Annotated in this window: 17 protein-coding genes; 10 read left to right on the top strand and 7 right to left on the bottom strand. The window is 41.3% G+C overall.

Features of this window, described 5'->3' with window-relative positions; translation table 11 throughout:
• Window positions 1-51: 51 nt before the first annotated feature.
• A complete protein-coding gene (locus C5695_RS18220; RefSeq protein ID WP_117732251.1) occupies window positions 52-1,440 on the top strand; it encodes an MFS transporter in 1,389 nt (462 codons plus the stop codon).
• 37 nt (window positions 1,441-1,477) lie between these two features.
• On the opposite strand, the gene C5695_RS18215 is transcribed toward C5695_RS18220, so the two are convergent.
• The 3 genes from C5695_RS18215 to C5695_RS18205 all read right to left on the bottom strand — a co-directional run bounded on the left by C5695_RS18215 (window position 1,478) and on the right by C5695_RS18205 (window position 3,803).
• On the bottom strand, window positions 1,478-2,077 hold the full coding sequence (locus C5695_RS18215) for an undecaprenyl-diphosphatase (protein WP_117732249.1): 600 nt from the start codon (window positions 2,075-2,077) through the stop codon (window positions 1,478-1,480).
• Between the two features lie 109 nt (window positions 2,078-2,186).
• Window positions 2,187-3,374: an MFS transporter gene (locus C5695_RS18210; protein WP_117732247.1), complete on the bottom strand. Its 1,188-nt coding sequence runs from the start codon at window positions 3,372-3,374 to the stop codon at window positions 2,187-2,189.
• Between the two features lie 15 nt (window positions 3,375-3,389).
• Window positions 3,390-3,803: a MarR family winged helix-turn-helix transcriptional regulator gene (locus tag C5695_RS18205; RefSeq protein ID WP_117732245.1), complete on the bottom strand. Its 414-nt coding sequence runs from the start codon at window positions 3,801-3,803 to the stop codon at window positions 3,390-3,392.
• A gap of 346 nt (window positions 3,804-4,149) precedes the next feature.
• Here C5695_RS18205 and spoIIID point away from each other — a divergent pair, with 346 nt between their 5' ends.
• The 4 genes from spoIIID (at window position 4,150) to C5695_RS18185 (ending at window position 7,427) form a co-directional block, all read left to right on the top strand.
• Window positions 4,150-4,428: a sporulation transcriptional regulator SpoIIID gene (gene spoIIID, locus C5695_RS18200; RefSeq protein ID WP_008343327.1), complete on the top strand. Its 279-nt coding sequence runs from the start codon at window positions 4,150-4,152 to the stop codon at window positions 4,426-4,428.
• Between the two features lie 184 nt (window positions 4,429-4,612).
• Window positions 4,613-5,614: a cell shape-determining protein Mbl gene (gene mbl, locus C5695_RS18195; RefSeq protein ID WP_117732243.1), complete on the top strand. Its 1,002-nt coding sequence runs from the start codon at window positions 4,613-4,615 to the stop codon at window positions 5,612-5,614.
• A gap of 124 nt (window positions 5,615-5,738) precedes the next feature.
• Entirely contained in the window at window positions 5,739-6,578 is an 840-nt protein-coding gene (locus C5695_RS18190) for a flagellar hook-basal body protein (RefSeq protein ID WP_117732241.1), read from the top strand.
• Between the two features lie 30 nt (window positions 6,579-6,608).
• Window positions 6,609-7,427 carry a flagellar hook-basal body protein gene (locus C5695_RS18185; RefSeq protein WP_117732239.1) on the top strand — a complete coding sequence of 273 codons (819 nt, stop codon included), beginning with the start codon at window positions 6,609-6,611 and terminating at the stop codon, window positions 7,425-7,427.
• A 14-nt stretch (window positions 7,428-7,441) separates the two neighbouring features.
• Here the strand turns inward: C5695_RS18185 and C5695_RS18180 are convergent, their stop codons facing one another.
• Complete coding sequence (locus tag C5695_RS18180) at window positions 7,442-8,497, bottom strand: tetratricopeptide repeat protein (protein ID WP_117732237.1); 1,056 nt, start codon at window positions 8,495-8,497, stop codon at window positions 7,442-7,444.
• A gap of 217 nt (window positions 8,498-8,714) precedes the next feature.
• Here C5695_RS18180 and fabZ point away from each other — a divergent pair, with 217 nt between their 5' ends.
• Window positions 8,715-9,149, top strand: coding sequence for a 3-hydroxyacyl-ACP dehydratase FabZ (gene fabZ, locus C5695_RS18175; RefSeq protein ID WP_075621595.1), 435 nt, complete (start codon window positions 8,715-8,717; stop codon window positions 9,147-9,149).
• A 127-nt stretch (window positions 9,150-9,276) separates the two neighbouring features.
• Complete coding sequence (mscL, locus tag C5695_RS18170) at window positions 9,277-9,672, top strand: large conductance mechanosensitive channel protein MscL (RefSeq protein WP_117732235.1); 396 nt, start codon at window positions 9,277-9,279, stop codon at window positions 9,670-9,672.
• Window positions 9,673-9,701: 29 nt separating this feature from the next.
• On the opposite strand, the gene C5695_RS18165 is transcribed toward mscL, so the two are convergent.
• Window positions 9,702-10,112 carry a YwpF-like family protein gene (locus C5695_RS18165; RefSeq protein ID WP_117732233.1) on the bottom strand — a complete coding sequence of 137 codons (411 nt, stop codon included), beginning with the start codon at window positions 10,110-10,112 and terminating at the stop codon, window positions 9,702-9,704.
• A gap of 117 nt (window positions 10,113-10,229) precedes the next feature.
• Between C5695_RS18165 and C5695_RS18160 the strand changes: the two genes are divergently transcribed.
• The 3 genes from C5695_RS18160 to C5695_RS18150 all read left to right on the top strand — a co-directional run bounded on the left by C5695_RS18160 (window position 10,230) and on the right by C5695_RS18150 (window position 12,794).
• On the top strand, window positions 10,230-10,586 hold the full coding sequence (locus tag C5695_RS18160; protein ID WP_117732231.1) for a hypothetical protein: 357 nt from the start codon (window positions 10,230-10,232) through the stop codon (window positions 10,584-10,586).
• A 402-nt stretch (window positions 10,587-10,988) separates the two neighbouring features.
• On the top strand, window positions 10,989-11,849 hold the full coding sequence (locus C5695_RS18155; protein WP_222928680.1) for a Cof-type HAD-IIB family hydrolase: 861 nt from the start codon (window positions 10,989-10,991) through the stop codon (window positions 11,847-11,849).
• 156 nt (window positions 11,850-12,005) lie between these two features.
• The gene (locus tag C5695_RS18150; protein ID WP_117732229.1) at window positions 12,006-12,794 is read left to right on the top strand and encodes a YtvA family blue-light photoreceptor; all 789 of its coding nucleotides are present in this window, start codon (window positions 12,006-12,008) and stop codon (window positions 12,792-12,794) included.
• Window positions 12,795-12,859: 65 nt separating this feature from the next.
• Here C5695_RS18150 and C5695_RS18145 read toward each other — a convergent pair whose 3' ends face one another.
• Together C5695_RS18145 and C5695_RS18140 are read right to left on the bottom strand one after the other, a co-directional pair.
• Window positions 12,860-15,637: a DEAD/DEAH box helicase gene (locus C5695_RS18145; protein ID WP_117732226.1), complete on the bottom strand. Its 2,778-nt coding sequence runs from the start codon at window positions 15,635-15,637 to the stop codon at window positions 12,860-12,862.
• Entirely contained in the window at window positions 15,624-17,231 is a 1,608-nt protein-coding gene (locus tag C5695_RS18140) for an SWIM zinc finger family protein (protein ID WP_117732224.1), read from the bottom strand. The genes C5695_RS18145 and C5695_RS18140 overlap by 14 nt, the downstream gene beginning before the upstream one ends.
• Between the last annotated feature and the right edge of the window lie 56 nt (window positions 17,232-17,287).

Below are 17,287 nucleotides of genomic sequence, written 5' to 3'. Positions count from 1 at the left end.
ACGGGAGGGTTGGCAAAAAAATATGTCAGATCACAAAAAGGGGGACGGTGTATGAATAAGTGGAAAGACAGCCGAAAAGTCTTTTTAACTGCGATTGCATTTGGCACAATGTTAAATCCGCTGAATTCCTCGATGATTTCTTTGGCTTTGCATCAAATTCAGCATGAATTCGGTTTGTCGTTTACGACCGTATCCTGGCTCATTTCGTCCTTTTATTTAGCAAGTGCGGTTACGCAGCCGGTGAGTGGCCGGATTGGAGATCATGTGATGAGCCGAAGAACCTTATTTTTATTCGGACTCGGTCTTGTGGCGGTTTCGGCCATCTGTGCACCGTTTGCTCCGACGTTTGGGGTGCTGATTGTGATCCGGCTGCTGCAGGCAATTGGGAGCAGTGCCATTTATCCTTCTGGGGTCGGGCTCATTCGGGATCATATTCAGGAAAAGCAGGCTTCGGCGTTAGCAGTATTGTCCATTTTTGCTTCGGCGATGACGGCACTTGGACCGACGCTTGGCGGATTTTTGATGACAATTGGCGGTTGGCCAGCTATCTTTTTAGTGAATCTGCCTTTTATTTTAATCAGCTTCTTTCTTGGATTAACTTTGTTTCCAAAGGAGCAGAAAAAACGAAAGCTTCGTATAGGAGAAACGGTGAGAAAGCTTGATTTGCCAGGGATGCTTCTTTTTACAGTTTGTATTGTCCTTTTACTTTCGTTTTTATTATCACTTAGTGATGGCATTCAATATGTTCAAGGGATTCTTTGTCTTATAAGTGCAGGCACTTTTATCTGGTGGGAGTATCAAGTGGATGAACCGTTTATTCAAATTCGGATGTTCAGAGAGGAGCAGAGGCTGTCTCTCGTGTATGTGCAATTTATCATCTTAAATATCTTTTTCTATTGTCTTTTCTTTGGTTTGCCGAGTTATTTTCAGGATGAATTAGGCTGGCGTGTGGAGATGACAGGTTTATTTATGCTGTGTATGTCTGGGGTGAGCATCATTGTGTCGCCGCTGACAGGAAAGTGGGTGGACCGGGGAGATGAACGGCATCCGATTTTAGCAAGTGCGGTACTAATGCTAGCTGGAGCATCTGCGATGACCTTCTTTTTTATTCCGGCACCATTATGGGGGAAAGGGGTGGTTCTAGCGCTGCTTGGACTCAGTTACGGGATTGGGAATGTTGCGCTGCAAGCGGCGATGCTCAAGGCAAGTCCTCAGCATATGATTGGCACGTCCTCTGGACTTTTTCAAACATGCCGTTATCTTGGTTCCATTCTGTCTTCTGCTGTCCTTGGTATGCTGTTTGGGGATGAAATTGCGGGCCCCCATTTTGGGCAGTTAGGCTGGACATTGATTATCATTTCTCTTACCGGCATAGGTGTCAGTCTTTATTTTTCTAGTAAAGTGAGAGGGAGACAGGCAATAAAAAAAGCGGTGCGATAAGTGGAAGAAGATTCTTCATCACGTTATCGCAAGCCACTTAAGAGTTGGACAGGTCAGAGCCCTGTTCCTTTTGCTTCCTTCTGAATATTTTCCCTACAATTGTCTCGTAGAAAGTCACGATACGATCAATTGGAGAGTCAAAGAATTTCCATAATTTATTCATGATAAAGACAACGGCAATCGATACGATCAAGCTGCCTAATACATCAAATGGATAATGGTGACCGACCCAGATGCGGGAGAATCCTGTGAGTAATCCAAAGACGAGCAAGATGTTGCCGAGCTTTTTATTTCGGGACCGAATGGCTAATGAAAGAGCCAGTGCGCCTGTTGTATGGTCACTTGGGAAGGAAGCGTCTGCTGAGTGCGGGATCAGTGTGTCGACTTTGTGCGCCACAAACGGCCGCTCTTCATAATGAAACAGTGTAATCGCAAAATTGACGATGAGTGCTACGATGCCTGTTACACCAGAAAAGAAGACATGCTTCTTAAATTTGTGATTACCTAAAAACCAGCAAATCAATAAGACGAGGGCATATACGAGAATGGCCTTTTTCGTAATGAAAATCATGGCTTGATCTAAAAACTCAGAATGATGAGCCATCCCGTGTATGACTTTAAACAATTCGTAATTCAAAACATCACCTATACTTTCGCTTAACGCCAACTATTTTTCAAAAGACCTGTCTGTTCATTTGAAATATCCTATATTTTAGCATGTTTTCAGTGAAGTTTAAAACAGTATCCTATTCTGATAGGGAAACCTCTTGTGCTCTTGCTTCTTGCGGTTTTCGCTCGCTCCAATAAAAAACGCCCATGCTGAGTAAAACGACAACGCCAGCAATGAGGTACACATTTGAAAAATCTGTGAAGCTGACAAGCATGCCAAATACAAAGGATCCAGCCGCAATTCCCGTATCATACAGGGTAAAGAAGGTAGCCGTCGCATAGCCTGTGCGGTGAGCTGGTGAGTGCTGAATGGCAAGAGTTTGCAGACATGGCACTAAAGAGCCGTAGCCAAGGCCAATGACAGCGCCGGATAATAGAAGCATTGCTGCTGATTGCGTAGCGGTCAGCATCCATAAACCGATCGCAAATAGAGCAATGGAAGGATAGATCACGATGTGAGGTCCCACTCGGTCAAAAAGTCTGCCTGTAAATGGACGGGATCCGAGCATCGCTGCCGCAAATACAATGAAGAAATAACTGCTTGCACCCATCAGGTTAAGTGAATTGGCATAGACTGAAATAAATGAAATGATTGGCGAGTAACAAAAAGAAATAATGATTCCAACTGCTGCCGTCTTTAAAGCGCCTTTTTCAAACAGGTGAGAAAGAGTGAATCGAAAGACGACACTTCCACCGTTTTCAGGCTCTGGCTGTCTAATCAGCATGGTGAAAGCTGCGCCAATGGAGACAATAATGGAAAAGAGAAGAAATAAAGAATGGAATCCTACTTTTCCTACTTGATTCAATGCGATAAATGGACCGATGACAACAGCAAGGTTCATGGACATCACAAAGTAACCGAGTCCTTCTCCCCGTTTAGTTTTCGGAATCATATCAGCAGCAATGGCACTTGTTACGGTTGTTAAAATGCTAAAGAAGATTCCCTGCACGAAACGTAGCGTAAGAAGTGTTTGGAATTGATCAATTGGAATGTATAAATAAGTGAGCAGGGCGAAAGCCGTTGAAGAAAAAATCGCCATGCGTTTCTTGCCGAATTTTTCAATAATGGCTCCAGAAAACGGCCTTGTCACAATAGCGGACAATAAGAAGACCGTCACAAGGAGACCGCCCTGTGATTCTGTTCCATTTAGTTCATCCATTGTGTAAATGGGCAGTAATGTCAAAAGGGCATAAAAAGAGGTGAACGTAAATAAATTCACCAGGACAATCATAATAAAGTCTCTCGTCCAAATGCGTTCGTTCATGATGTATGTCACTTCCTATTCAGTTGATAATTTGTGTAAAAGTGTATGGAGGAGTTGTTTTTCTTCGTGGGTAAAATCTGAAAGACATTCTTCTTCAAATTGTTCCATCGTGCGTTTGATTTCTTCAAATCGGGCTTTTGCATCCTCTGTCATCACAATCAAATTTTCACGTTTGTCTTTTCCTTGTACACGTTTCACCCAGCCATTTGCTTCTAAACGGGTAACGGTTCGTGTAATGGTTGGGGCTTCGACGTTCAAGTATGTCCAGATGTCTTTCTGGGTTTTCGGGCCGAATGAATCCAAACAAAAAAGTACAGTCCATTGGGACATGTACAAGTCATAAGCAGCAAGCGCTTCGTTTGCTTTTTTAGACAGAAGCCGAGCGCCTTGATGTATTTGATGTAAACACTCTCTATTTAACGTATCCATATGCTCACCTTTATTAAATATTTATCTAGGTAAATAAATCACCTTTCCTATTCTACGTGTTATACCTATGCTTGTAAAGTGAAAATTTTCGCCACTCGAAATGATTTTTAGTTTTGCGTTTTCTGATAAATCCCTTGTCCCATCTTCATTTTTAGCATATTCCCTATGCAATGCTAATACACTGTTACAAACCTGACAAAGAGAGTGTTTGAGGTGAGGGGTCGTGTTTGGCATTTACTACCTAATGGATGAGAAATTTAGACGAACAAGCGCCGCTGAAAATGGATAATATTCATACGGATCTCATTTCACACTTCTCACATCCATTTTAGGGAGGTCGAGTGGTGTGCACGATTACATCAAAGAGCGAACAATCAAGATAGGAAAGTATATCGTGGAGACAAAGAAAACCGTTCGTGTTATTGCGAAAGAATTTGGAGTCTCTAAAAGTACTGTACACAAGGATCTAACAGAAAGACTGCCAGAAATTAATCCTGATCTGGCCAATGAAGTGAAGGAGATACTTGATTATCATAAATCAATCCGGCACTTGCGAGGAGGAGAAGCCACCAAGTTAAAGTATAAAAAAGAAGAAATCTTAGAAGGCGAGCCAGTGAAACAGTAAGCTTAGTTCTTTGTTCATAAACATGATATATATATCTTCCTCATATCGGTAGTTTCTAACCACAAATTTTGTAAAGACTTTTGTAAAGAAATATCTTTTTTTCTGCAAATTATGATAGAATATATAATTAGGGCAGAATGTGGTATTTGCTATGGAAACAGATTTTCAAGGAGGATATATATAGATGTTTGCTAGGGATATTGGAATTGATCTTGGTACTGCCAATGTACTGATTCATGTCAAAGGAAAAGGAATTGTGTTAAATGAACCATCTGTAGTAGCTCTTGACAAAAACAGCGGGAAAGTTTTGGCTGTTGGGGAAGAAGCTAGACGTATGGTAGGACGTACGCCTGGGAATATTGTTGCGATTCGTCCATTAAAAGATGGCGTAATTGCTGATTTTGAAGTAACTGAAGCGATGCTCAAGCATTTTATTAACTCATTAAATGTGAAAGGGCTGTTCTCTAAGCCGCGTATGCTCATCTGCTGCCCGACAAACATTACATCTGTTGAGCAGAAGGCGATCAAAGAAGCTGCTGAAAAAAGCGGTGGTAAGCATGTATTTCTTGAAGAAGAGCCAAAAGTAGCAGCCATTGGTGCTGGTATGGATATTTTTCAGCCAAGTGGAAACATGGTCGTAGATATTGGAGGCGGAACGACAGATATTGCTGTCATCTCAATGGGTGACATTGTAACCGCCTCTTCTATTAAGATGGCTGGAGACAAGTTTGATCTGGAAATTCTTAACTACATTAAAAAAGAGTACAAGCTGTTGATCGGTGAACGCACGGCGGAGGATATTAAGATCCAAGTTGCAACGGTATTCCCAGACGCACGTCAAGAAGAGATTTCGATTCGTGGACGAGACATGGTGACAGGATTACCAAGAACGATTACCGTCACAAGCAAAGAAGTAGAAGAAGCATTGCGTGAATCTGTATCTGCGATTGTTCAGGCTGCGAAGCAAGTTCTTGAGAGAACTCCGCCTGAATTATCAGCTGATATTATTGATCGCGGCGTCATCATTACAGGTGGCGGAGCACTTCTAAACGGGCTTGATCAATTGCTTGCAGAAGAGCTGAAAGTACCTGTGTTCATTGCCGAGAATCCGATGGATTGTGTAGCTGTTGGTACTGGCGTGATGCTTGATAATATGGACAAGCTGCCAAAGCGTAAACTCAGCTAATGATGTCCCTCATTCTTTTTCGAAAGAATGGGGGATTTTTATTAAAGAACCCTGCAAATATGCCGATATATTTCATAGAAGATTGTGTTTAGGTCATGTGAAAGAATTTTAATGAGGTGAGCACGTGTTAAAAGGACTATACACCGCAACTTCTGCCATGATCGCTCAAGAGCGGCGGACAGAAATGCTTTCAAATAATATCGCAAATGCGAATACGCCAGGATATAAAGCGGACGAAGGGGCGATGCGGGCATTTCCAGAAATGCTGCTGAGCCGAATGGAATCAGGACGTTTCCAAACATCTTCAGGCAAAGGTTTTAGTGTTCCGCAGCAATCGCCAATTGGCGGTATCAATACGGGGACATATATGCAGGAATTGATCCCTCAATTTACACAAGGGACTTTAAAAACAACGGACCAAACAACTGATGTGGCACTAGTTGAAAATAACGTGCCGATCAATCCGGAGACCAATCAAAAATCAGCACTCTTTTATGCGGTCAACACACCAGATGGCGTTCGTTATACGAAAAGCAGCTCCATTACATTGAACACACAAAATCAGTTGACCATTAATGGACGCGCTCTTCTTTCTGTGACGGGTCAGCCAATTACGGTTCAGAGCGAGAATTTCAAAGTGAATGCAGATGGAACTGTGAGTGAAAATGGACAAAACCTTGGGCAAATCGATGTGCGTGTTGCGATGGATACAAGGAACTTAGCGCGCGAAGGAAATGATTTATACCGTACAGCTGATAACCAGCCCCTGCCAAGTGCAGTCAATAACGGTCAAATGTCCTATACGTTAAGTCAAGGTGTATCGGAGCTTTCGAACGTGGATGTGACGAAATCATATACAGAAATGACAACCGCCTACCGAGCATTTGAAACAAATCAAAAAGTGGTTCAGGCGTATGATAAAAGTTTAGAAAAAGCCGTAAATGAAATTGGTAGAGTGTACTAATCAAGACATGAAAAAGAAAGGAGGATCCTCATGCTTAGAACAATGATGAATGCAGCTGTATCGATGAACGAAGTGCAAAAGCAGCTGGATATTATCAGTAACAACATCGCAAACAGTGAAACAACAGGGTACCGTGCGAAAAATACTCGTTTCTCAGAGCTGATCAGACAACAGTTCAATCAAGTGGATGAAAAAAATGTACAGGTGGCAAACAGTCGTCTGACACCTGATGGGCTGAGACTTGGAACAGGTACGATGGTCAATGCATCCATTAACTCGCTGCAAGGTTCTATTAAAGAAACAGGCCGTGATCTTGATGTTGCATTTGGAGCGCCTTCGCAGTATATGCAGGTCAATGCCGGCGGTAATATCCGTTATACAAGAGATGGTTCTCTTTACTTACAGCCTGGCAATAACCGTAACCAAGTGCAGCTTGTGACTAGCGAAGGCTATCCGATTCTTGATGAAAACGGAAATGAAATCGTCTTAAATGCGAATTTCCGTGATATTTCAATTGATAAAAATGGACGGCTTACAGCCATTTCTAGAGATAATCAACCGAACCAGCAGGTGAATCTAGGTGTTGTCCAAGTGAATAACTCTTCAGCACTTGTTTCTGAAGGCGATAATTTGTTCTCAGTTGACGGTACTTATCAAGGCGCATTAACGGCACTAAATGGAGCAAACCGCCAAGCGATTCAGCTTCAGCAAGGTGCACTGGAAACGTCGAATGTGGATATGTCTAAAGAATTAACAGATCTCATGACAACACAGCGTTCTTATCAGTTGAACTCAAGAACGATTACGATGGGTGATCAGATGCTTGGATTAGTGAATACAATTCGATAATGAGCAGGCTGACATCAGCCTCTCATGATAAAAAAGGCGGCTCGCTCAAAGTCGCCCTTTTTTTTATAAAAATCTGAGACATCGGCAAGCAGATCCTCAAGATCAATCCAGGCTTCTTTTCGTTCCAGACATGTGACGAGCCTTGCGATCTGCTCATCTGCCCTAGGTGTTTGGCTATAGAGAAGGAATAAGATTTGGAACTTGATTCTTAATATATCAAACTGGGAAGCAACGGCTTCTTTTAACCCTTTTTGTATATACCTCATTCCTTCATCGGTTAAATTTTCTTTAAAACAGGAACGGACCGTTTCGTAGAGGCATGATACATACGAATGTGCTGACTTCCGGTATGCTGGTAGACGAAGTGCTTTTTGAAAGTAATCCAGCGCTTCCTTGTGACGGTTTTGTCTCGACTGAATAAAGCCAGCGTCATAATAAACGATACCGAGCAATTCTTGATCATCAAGGATGTTCACGTATTCGATAATCTCGAGGAAAATAGATTCCGCTTCCTCATATTTCTTTTGGTCGCTATAGTTCAGGGCGAGCACAATTTTACAACGATAGAGGCTATGGGCATCTCCGTGCTTTGCAAAGATATCCATGGCTTTTTGCACGTGACGAATCGATAACAACGAATAACGGTTGTTATAATAAACACCACTTGTACGGAAATGGAACTCTGCTTCCTCCAGCTCATCGTTCAGGAATGACAGTCTTTCTTCCGCTTTTTCGAGATAGTGGATCGCATCATTTTGATCGCTTTTTAAAGATTCATATAATCCGAGAAAGAAGTAAAAGTAATAGGACAGTTCTTCGTTCATCTCATCTTTATACGGCATCAGTTCATGTTTGAGTTTTTCCAAGTCCTCTGTCTGATTCATCCAGAGCTGATGGCGGAAAAGCATCAGCTGATAATGTAAATAGAGTTCCTGTTTTTTTGATATTTTACGTTTATATTTTAATAGAGTTGTTTTGATATCTTCAGCCTTCGAAAAATGTCGGTGCTTCAGCATTGTGTACCACGAATGGAGAAGTTTTTTAATGGATTTATCGGTTATAAAATTCATTTTTACCCTCTTATTCAATCAATGATGTAATATATATTACCATATTTGTGAAAAAACAATGAGTGTAGTGTGGATTATATTTGATGACAATAGGTAATGATAGATTCTATTTTTTACCATAAAGTGGAGTGGACGTTGAAAAATACCAGCAAACATAATATACTTCTATAGGAATCAAATGAAGATCATCGATATAGAAAAAAGGAGAGATCAAGACATGCTTGATGCTCAGCAAATTCAAGACATTATTCCACACCGTTATCCATTCTTATTGGTCGACCGTATTTTAGAGGTTGACGGTGACAAAAGAGCGGTTGGAATCAAAAATGTAACAGTAAATGAAGAATTTTTTAACGGTCATTTCCCAGGATATCCAGTCATGCCGGGTGTGCTTATCGTAGAAGCGCTTGCTCAGGTTTTTGGGGTCATCATTTTAGGTAAAGAAGAGAACCAAGGGAGAATTGGTTTGTTTGCAGGAATTGACGGCTGCCGTTTCAAAAGACAGGTCAAGCCTGGCGATCAGCTTCGTTTAGAGGTTGAAGTGACGCGCCTCCGAGGTCCTGTTGCAAAAGGAAAAGCAGTAGCCACTGTAGATGGCGAAGTGGCATGTGAAGCAGAACTCACATTTTCTATTGGTCCTAAAGTATCATGATTTGTTTGGCGATTCATCAAGGGTGAATCGCTTTTTTAGATGAAAACAACCAGTCTGAACGGATAAGGACTTGCATTTTTGACAAAAAAACGTCATATTAGACAAAAAAAGATGAAGGTGATAAAAGATGCTGAAAGAATTTAGAGAATTTGCAGTCAAAGGAAATGTCATTGACTTGGCTGTAGGTGTCATCATTGGGGGAGCATTTGGCAAAATTGTCACTTCTCTTGTGAATGATTTGATCATGCCGCTTGTCGGTATTATTATTGGTGGACATGATTTTAGCGGTTTAGCTATTAAGATCGGATCCGCTCAAATTTTATATGGAAACTTTGTTCAAACTGTGGTTGATTTCTTGATTATCTCGTTTTCCATTTTTCTCTTTATTCGTTATTTGAATAAATTAAAACGGAAAAAAGTAGAGGAAGAAGAGGTTGTAGAAACGCCGGATCAAACGGAAGTTTTACTAACTGAAATCAGAGATCTATTGAAAAGTCAAAGCCAATCTAAAGATGTGCAATAAAAAAAAGAGCGGCTAACCCCGCTCTTTTTTTATGTGTTTTGTTTAAAGGCATCCAGCAGTTTTTCTCCGGAAAGCCCCTCTTTGACGAGGTCTTTTAGGACTTCTTCGGTTTCTGTTCTGTAACGACTTGTAATCATTTTACCATCAAGCAGCACAGAGATGTTTTCTTCTAAGGCAACGATGTTTTTGACTTGGACAGATAGATGAACAGGGCGGTTGTTTTCTTTTGTAATCGTCACAAGAATCTTTACTTCTGTGTGCTGCTGAAAGAGCACCTCAAACACCTGTCTATGTTTCTTTGGAATGAGTGCTTCGATCATCCAGTGATTTTCACCGTCTTCTTTATTAATGATTAAACCGTCACGAAGAGGAATGCTGGACATTTTATCTTGCTTTGGATCGAGTTCGATTTTTAAATCAATCAGCCTAAAGGTTTTCATATTTATCACCTCACAAGCGTTCATTATTCGTAAGTATTATTATAGCATACAACTTCTGCATAAATGAAACCGCTGCCTGCATAGAACTAGCTGCATATGAGTGAAAGGAGATGTTTTATGGAGTCCTATCAATTGCGAAACATACATTTTGGCGAGAGGAAGGCAAAGAGCAAAATGCGTGTTTATTCGTGGGGAGACATTCTTTCATTTTGTGATGTATACATGGAAGAAGGTGAGTCGATCACGTTTCAATACGTCACGGAGGATCAAATGGACTGCTTTGAATTTCAATTGTCGATTCATGACGGGCGGCTTTGTTTTTATTGGTTTGCGTGGGACGGATCTGATTACATCCACATGCCTTCTAGCAATTGGATTCATTCAGACGTTTTTTATCAATTTATGAAAAATAAGTTTTTCGTCAAGCAAAACAAGATGATGTTTTATACTCAAGCAGTAAAAAGCAGAAATTAAAGAGGAAATAAAGAATTTAAGATGTCATTTTATTATTTTCGTGTTTTGTCATATTCGATCTTTCTCAGTAGACTAGAGGCAGTTGAAAGGAAAGGAGGCAAGGTCTGAATGAAAAGGTAAACGTCTAGCATCTGACAGCCCCCCTCTAGCTAAAGCTGATAGACGCTTACTTGTTCATAAGAACACTGCGTAATAGAACCATCGCTTCTTTGTATAGGTCATGTGTCCTCTGTAAATCCCCTTGTGTGTATCCGGTCATACAGCGTGGCCGGATACCCTTTTATTTCTTGATAAACCGATCATCTCTTGCAAATAGTGGATACTCATTTCATAATGATGATGGATTTTATCAGCGGTATGATAGCCAAAAATGAAGGCGAAAAGGAGAAAACGATGACAAACATTCAATTAATCGCAACGGATTTAGACGGAACTTTATTGAACAGTGAGCACAAAGTGAGTCAGGAAAACGAGCAGGCATTAAAGGAAGCAGCGGAGAATGGAATGGAAGTTGTCGTTTCAACAGGAAGAGCGTATTTTGATGTGAAGTCTATTTTTGATCAGCTTGGAATGAATACATGGGTGATAAGTGCCAATGGAGCTGTGATTCATGATCCAACTGGACAAGTGTATCATTCCGCTGTTTTACAAGAAGAAAAAGCCAGACACATATTGTCATGGCTTGAAGAACGTGATTATTATTATGAAGTCTTTACAAACGAAGCGATTTTCACACCGAATCGAGGCAGAGAGCTCCTTGCGATTGAAATGGACCGATTAAAAAGTGCAAATCCAGAAACGGACCAAAATGTTTTAAAACAAGCGGCGGAAGTTCAATACAGTCAGTCAGGTTTTTCTTATATTGATACATATCAAGAATTGTTTCGAGAGGATCGAAAGCTTTCATTCTATAACATCTTAGGTTTCTCTTTCTTGGAAGACAGATTGAAGGCAGGATGGGATACGTTTGGTAATGATGCAGATGTAACAATGGTCAGTTCAGCCGATCATAACTTTGAAATTGGTTCAAAGGACGCATCTAAAGGGCAGGCCTTGGCAAGGCTGGCAGAACGACTAGGTATTCCTTTAAGCCAGACAGCGGCTGTAGGAGACAGCTTAAATGATGAATCAATGCTTCTAGCAGCTGGTGTAGGGGTTGCGATGGGCAATGCGAGACAGGATATAAAGGAAATCGCTGATCATGTCACGTTAACAAATGATGAACACGGGGTTGCACATATGATACGTCACCTTTTGAAATAGATGAATCAGATGTCATTATTGTATAAATGACATAGGATATAGCGCATTCTACAAAAGAGGAATTCAGAACTACTTCTATTTACACCTGATGTGTAACATCATATAATTTAATTATGAACATAACCCGCTTGTAAGGAAACTAAGGAGAGTAAACGAATGGCGCTGGAATCTTATAAGTCCGAAAATCTGCATTTAATCAAGGAAGCCTTAGATTATACTCAGGTTGGCCTGACGGTGACGGACCCGTCTTTACCTGATAATCCTTTAATATATGTGAACAAGGGCTTTTTAGATATGACAGGCTATCAGGAACCCGAAGTATTGGGCAAGAATTGTCGTTTCCTTCAAGGAGATGAAACTGAGCAAATCGCTCTCAAACAAATTAGAGCAGCTATTGAGAACAAAGAGGCTGTCACTGTTCAGTTGAAAAATTATAAAAAATCTGGACAGATGTTTTGGAATGAGTTAAGTGTGGCTCCTCTTTGGATTGACGAAAGTGAAGGAAAACGTCTTTATTTCGTTGGTTTGCAAAAAGATGTCACGAAAGAGAAAGAACAGCAGGAGCTTCTTGAGCAATCGATTGATGAAGTACTGAATATTTCAGTTCCGATCGTTCCTGTGAAGGACGGTATTTCTGTGTTGCCGATCATTGGTACGTTAACAGCGCCAAGATTTGATAAGATCATCTCAACGGTCTCCACCTATATTTCTCAATCCAAGGACGATTATTTTATTGTCGATCTGTCTGGTTTATTAGAAGTGGATTCATTTGTGGCTGATGCGATTTTTAAGCTGAACGATCTGATTTTAATGACTGGTACTGAGCTTATTGTGACAGGCATTAAGCCAAACCTTGCGATGAAAATGGGAGAAATGAGAGAGGACTTCCGTGAATTGAATACGCATATGAACGTGAAATCTGCATTGAAAAAGCTGCACATTTAACATATGTTCATATGAAATAAAAAAAGAGGACTTTTCAACTTGAGAAAGTCCTCTTTTTGCTGGGGTTAAGATGATTGAGCGGCCGCACTTAATGTGAATAAATCTTCAAGTTCGTTTGTCGATAGCTCTGTAATCCAGCTTTCACTTTGAATAATTTGATCATTTAACGTTTGTTTTGTTTCAAGCATTTGATCGATTTTTTCTTCAATCGTTCCTGTTGTGATCATCTTATGGACGTGAACAAATCGTTTTTGTCCGATCCGATAAGCGCGGTCTGTCGCTTGGTTTTCCACAGCAGGATTCCACCATCTATCGTAGTGAATCACATGATTGGCTGCGGTGAGGTTAAGTCCTGTTCCTCCTGCTTTTAACGAGAGGATCAAGATGTTGAATTCTTTCTTTTGGAAGCGGTCCACCATTTTGTCCCGCTCTTGTTTTGACAAGCTGCCATTTAGAAATTGAACGGGTTCTCCAAACATCTTTTCAGCGAGCTGCTTGATCATGTTCCCCATGTCAATATACTGCGTGAAGATGAGGCAGCTTTCTCCTTGTTCATGTATAGCCTTTAACAGCTCGGCGAGTTTATCCATTTTTAATGAACGTTTCAGCAGTTTCACATCTGTTCCATTCTCTTTTAAATAGAGAGCCGGGTGATCACAAATCTGTTTGAGCCTGCCGAGCATACTTAAAATAATGGCTTTTCGCTGCATTCCTGTTAATGAAGCCATGTGTTCAAAAGTATCCTTCACGAGCTGTTCATATAAAGAAGCCTGCTCAGCGGATAGCGGAATGAATTCTTTTTCTTCGAGTTTCTCAGGCAGGTTCAATGCAACCTCTTCATCTTGCTTTGTTCGTCTTAATAGGAAAGGCTTAATTAGCTGCTGCAGCTGTTCAATTCTTTTTTCTTCACGGTCTTTTTCAATCGGAAGGACGAACTTCTTATGAAAGCTGGTCAGGCTGCCGAGATATCCTTTATTAACGAAGTCGAAAATAGACCAAAGCTCCGTCAAGCGGTTTTCCATCGGTGTCCCGCTGAGGGCAATGTGATGCTGTCCTTTGAGCTGTCTGATGGCTCTCGATTGTTTCGTATGGGCGTTCTTGATGTTTTGGGCTTCGTCTAAACAAATGGTATTCCACTTTGCTACCGTTAATTCATCACGATCAGAATGTGACAGCCCGTAAGACGTCAGGACAATATCTGTTGACTCGTATGCTTTTGTAAAGCTCTCTCCTTGTGGACGTGATGGTCCGTAATGCAGGGCGACATTCAAATGTGGTGCGAATGTTTCAAGCTCTCGCTGCCAGTTTCCTAAAACAGAAGTTGGCGCAATGATGAGAGATGGAGCGGCATTTTGCTCCTGCTCCTTCAAATATGTGAAATATGCAATCATTTGAATCGTTTTTCCAAGCCCCATATCATCTGCTAAACAAGCCCCAAATCCATGAGATCTTAAAAATAAAAGCCAATTGACACCATGCTGCTGATACGGTCTTAGCGTGCCTTTGAAGGACTCACTCATTTCGTAGGAAGGCAGCTCATGCGTATCATTTAACTGATGGACAAGCCCTCTTAATTGCGACGAAAGTTCAAATTGAATATGTGCAAACGCTGAACTGTCTAGCAGCTCTGGAATGGATTCAGAGGATGCCTCTTGATCTGCCAATTCGCGTGACAAAATATCAGACATGTGAAGCCCTTCATTTTCAGCACGCTCCATCCATTTTTTCATTTGTTGGATGAAGGTTGGGTCGATTTTAATCCATTGTCCTCGAATGTTGACTAGGCGCCTCTTACTTTGGACAAGCTCGTTGAACTCATCTTCTGTCAGCTCGATACCGTTTGTAGCAAAGCGCCAATTAAAGTCCATTAAGGCGTCCATTCCGACATGCGATTCGCCTCGAGGAGTAGAGGAAATCCTTGCTTTTAGCATCATGGTGCTGTCTTTGACAATTTGCCACCAAGATGGGAGCAGGATCTCAATACCCATATTCACAAGTGTTTCACTTGCTTCAGATAGGAAGAGCCATGCTTCTTCTTCTGACATGAGCGTGGTGCCAGATGTAAAAGAGAGCCAAGGGACAATTTGACTGAATCGCTCCAGCTCTCTTGAAATTTTATCTTGATACGGATGCCAAGACCTTTTCAATGAACGAATGCCTTCAAAAAAATGAAGGTCGCTGTTTTTCTTATCTCGTAAAAACAATTCGATTTTCCAATCATCCCCGTCGAAATCCGGTTCATTTAAGCGCAAGCCGACAGTGAAAGGCGTCTCGTCATCAATCCAGCCAATCGTCTCCAAAAAATCCTGCTCATCTAAAAAATGTCCTTGGAAGGATGAGAGTGCAGGCGATTGTGCTGTCATGCGGTTCCATTTATGCTGCAAGGCGTCATCATATTGAATGTAATCCTGTACGGCAAAAGAGAACCAATCAGCCGTATAGCCATCTAGTAATCCTTCTTTGTCTTTAAATCGAAGCACACCTTCTGTCCACGCCTCGTAATCGGGAACGTAATCTTCGTCCTCGATGAATTCGTAAATGGTGGAGGCTGTTTTCATCAGTGGTTCCGTTTCATCCGTTAAGGTCACATGGCTAAAGGTATTAAATGAATTTTTTCCTAGTAACTCAACGGTCATCCAAGGGCTTAACAGGAAGGCAGGTGTGCCAATAAAGCTCACATCCTCTAAAAATGTTCCGTAAAAAGACGATTCGTGCCATTGGAAAAGCTGCCTCTTCATTTCGTTAAGCGGAACAGGGTGTCCGTCCTCTGCTTGCGCTGAAATGGTGAAAGAGAAATCTTCTGTTTGTTCTGCATGAATGACAATTTGTTTATGGCGTGTCATCAATCAATTTTCCTTTCTTCATTTCCTCTTGGAACGCACGCAGCCGTTTCGTTGAATCTTGCAGCTGCTTGACATATCTTTCCCAAATCGTGGTTTTTTTCGTTTTATGATAAAGCGTGCGCAGTTTCTTTAGCATTTTCACAGATTCTCGGTAAGCACTTCGATTTTTTTGATCGAGAAGCAGTGAGATTTCACGGTGGTAGGATGGAATGAGCGCTTCAGGCTCTTCTTTTGCAATCTGTTTGATCAGATCTTTTTCGAGTTCACTGATCGAGAAACCAACCAGGCTGTGAATCTCAATCCATTCTGCGTAACGCTGCTGTGCATATAGTAGCTGACTATATTCAGTAAATGCATAGGGCATGCAGATTTGGAGGTAGCGTTCATATAGATGATGATCCTTCGTCTGCTTAAAGTATGCGTCTAAATAAAAGAAGAAATCACTGACGGCTCCTCTCAGTTCTCTGTAGGAAAGATCGAGCTGGCAATATTCCTCTAAAATATAGGTGATCTCATGATACCAGAGCTTGAGACGCTTCCAGTCCTTGCGGTTTGTGAGATCCTTCAGCCAATTGAGCACATTTGGCAGCATATCTGCATTGAGCAGCTGTAATTGCTGAAAGAGGCTTTCATCTTCTTTCAGTAAATAATCCATGTGCATCAGCCCGATGGTACGTTCAACTGTTTGTTTCTGCTGCTGAGCGTTCTTTAATATGTCTGTTTCTTTTTTAACCCATTTCCCTCTATTTAATATAGTGCCCCAAATCTCCATAAAGACCGCTACTCGTTCATGCTGAAAAGGTCCGTTTATTTGAAGAAGTGTCCGAACGGCAGTTGGAGTGTTTTCAAGAAATGGATCGAGGGAAAAGGAAAGGGCGTATGTCCTCAAGTGATCCACTGAATCGAAAATGGTGTTCATAAGCTGTTCTACATATGGATTCATGGAATAAAAGTCTTTCTCGGCATCAAGCCGGCCGAGGTCAATTAGTTCATGAAGCCTTAGCCACACATCAATTGACGTATGAATCGCATACAAACTTTTGAATTCAGGTGAATGAGGTGCGTGTTTTTTTAGGATCGATAAATAGCCGTAATACAAATGCTGCGGTGTTTGCTGGTGCTTTGGTGTCCGTTTCAGCCAGAGGTTAAATTCCTCTTGGAAAAAAGTCAGCCAGCTTTGGAGTGATTGTTCGTCTGGGCGCTTCACTTGGAAGTGCTGGCGAATGAGTTCTTTGCTGCGCTGTAATTCATCCTTTTCGGACCAATTCTCTGTAAAACCAGTCACACTCTCTACTTGAGCGTATAACGAAAAGAAGACAGCGAGAATGTGTTTACAAAGTCCATCTACCGGACATGAGCAGCTGCTTCTCACAGGAAACAGCACATGAAGGTGGACTCTTGCGGCCACGACGTCATGTACATAAGCTGACCATTCCGTATCAGATTCTTGCTTAAGACGATATACGCTGTCCTGTCTATAAGTAATCAATGCTTTTTTGATGAGTTGTTTGTTTTCATCTGTTGAAGGAAGAAGTTCTTTGATCTGTTCGGCTGTTTGTTTGATTTCTTCTTCATTGATGTTGTGCTGAAGCATTTGATCCGCTCCTAACCAAGTAAAAGATTCCAATTCTTTTATTATAGCTCAATGGT

This window comes from Bacillus pumilus, assembly GCF_003431975.1.
Lineage (GTDB): Bacteria > Bacillota > Bacilli > Bacillales > Bacillaceae > Bacillus > Bacillus pumilus_N.
The sequence above is the reverse complement of the archived record's forward strand: the minus strand, read 5'-3'. Positions and strand labels throughout refer to the sequence as shown.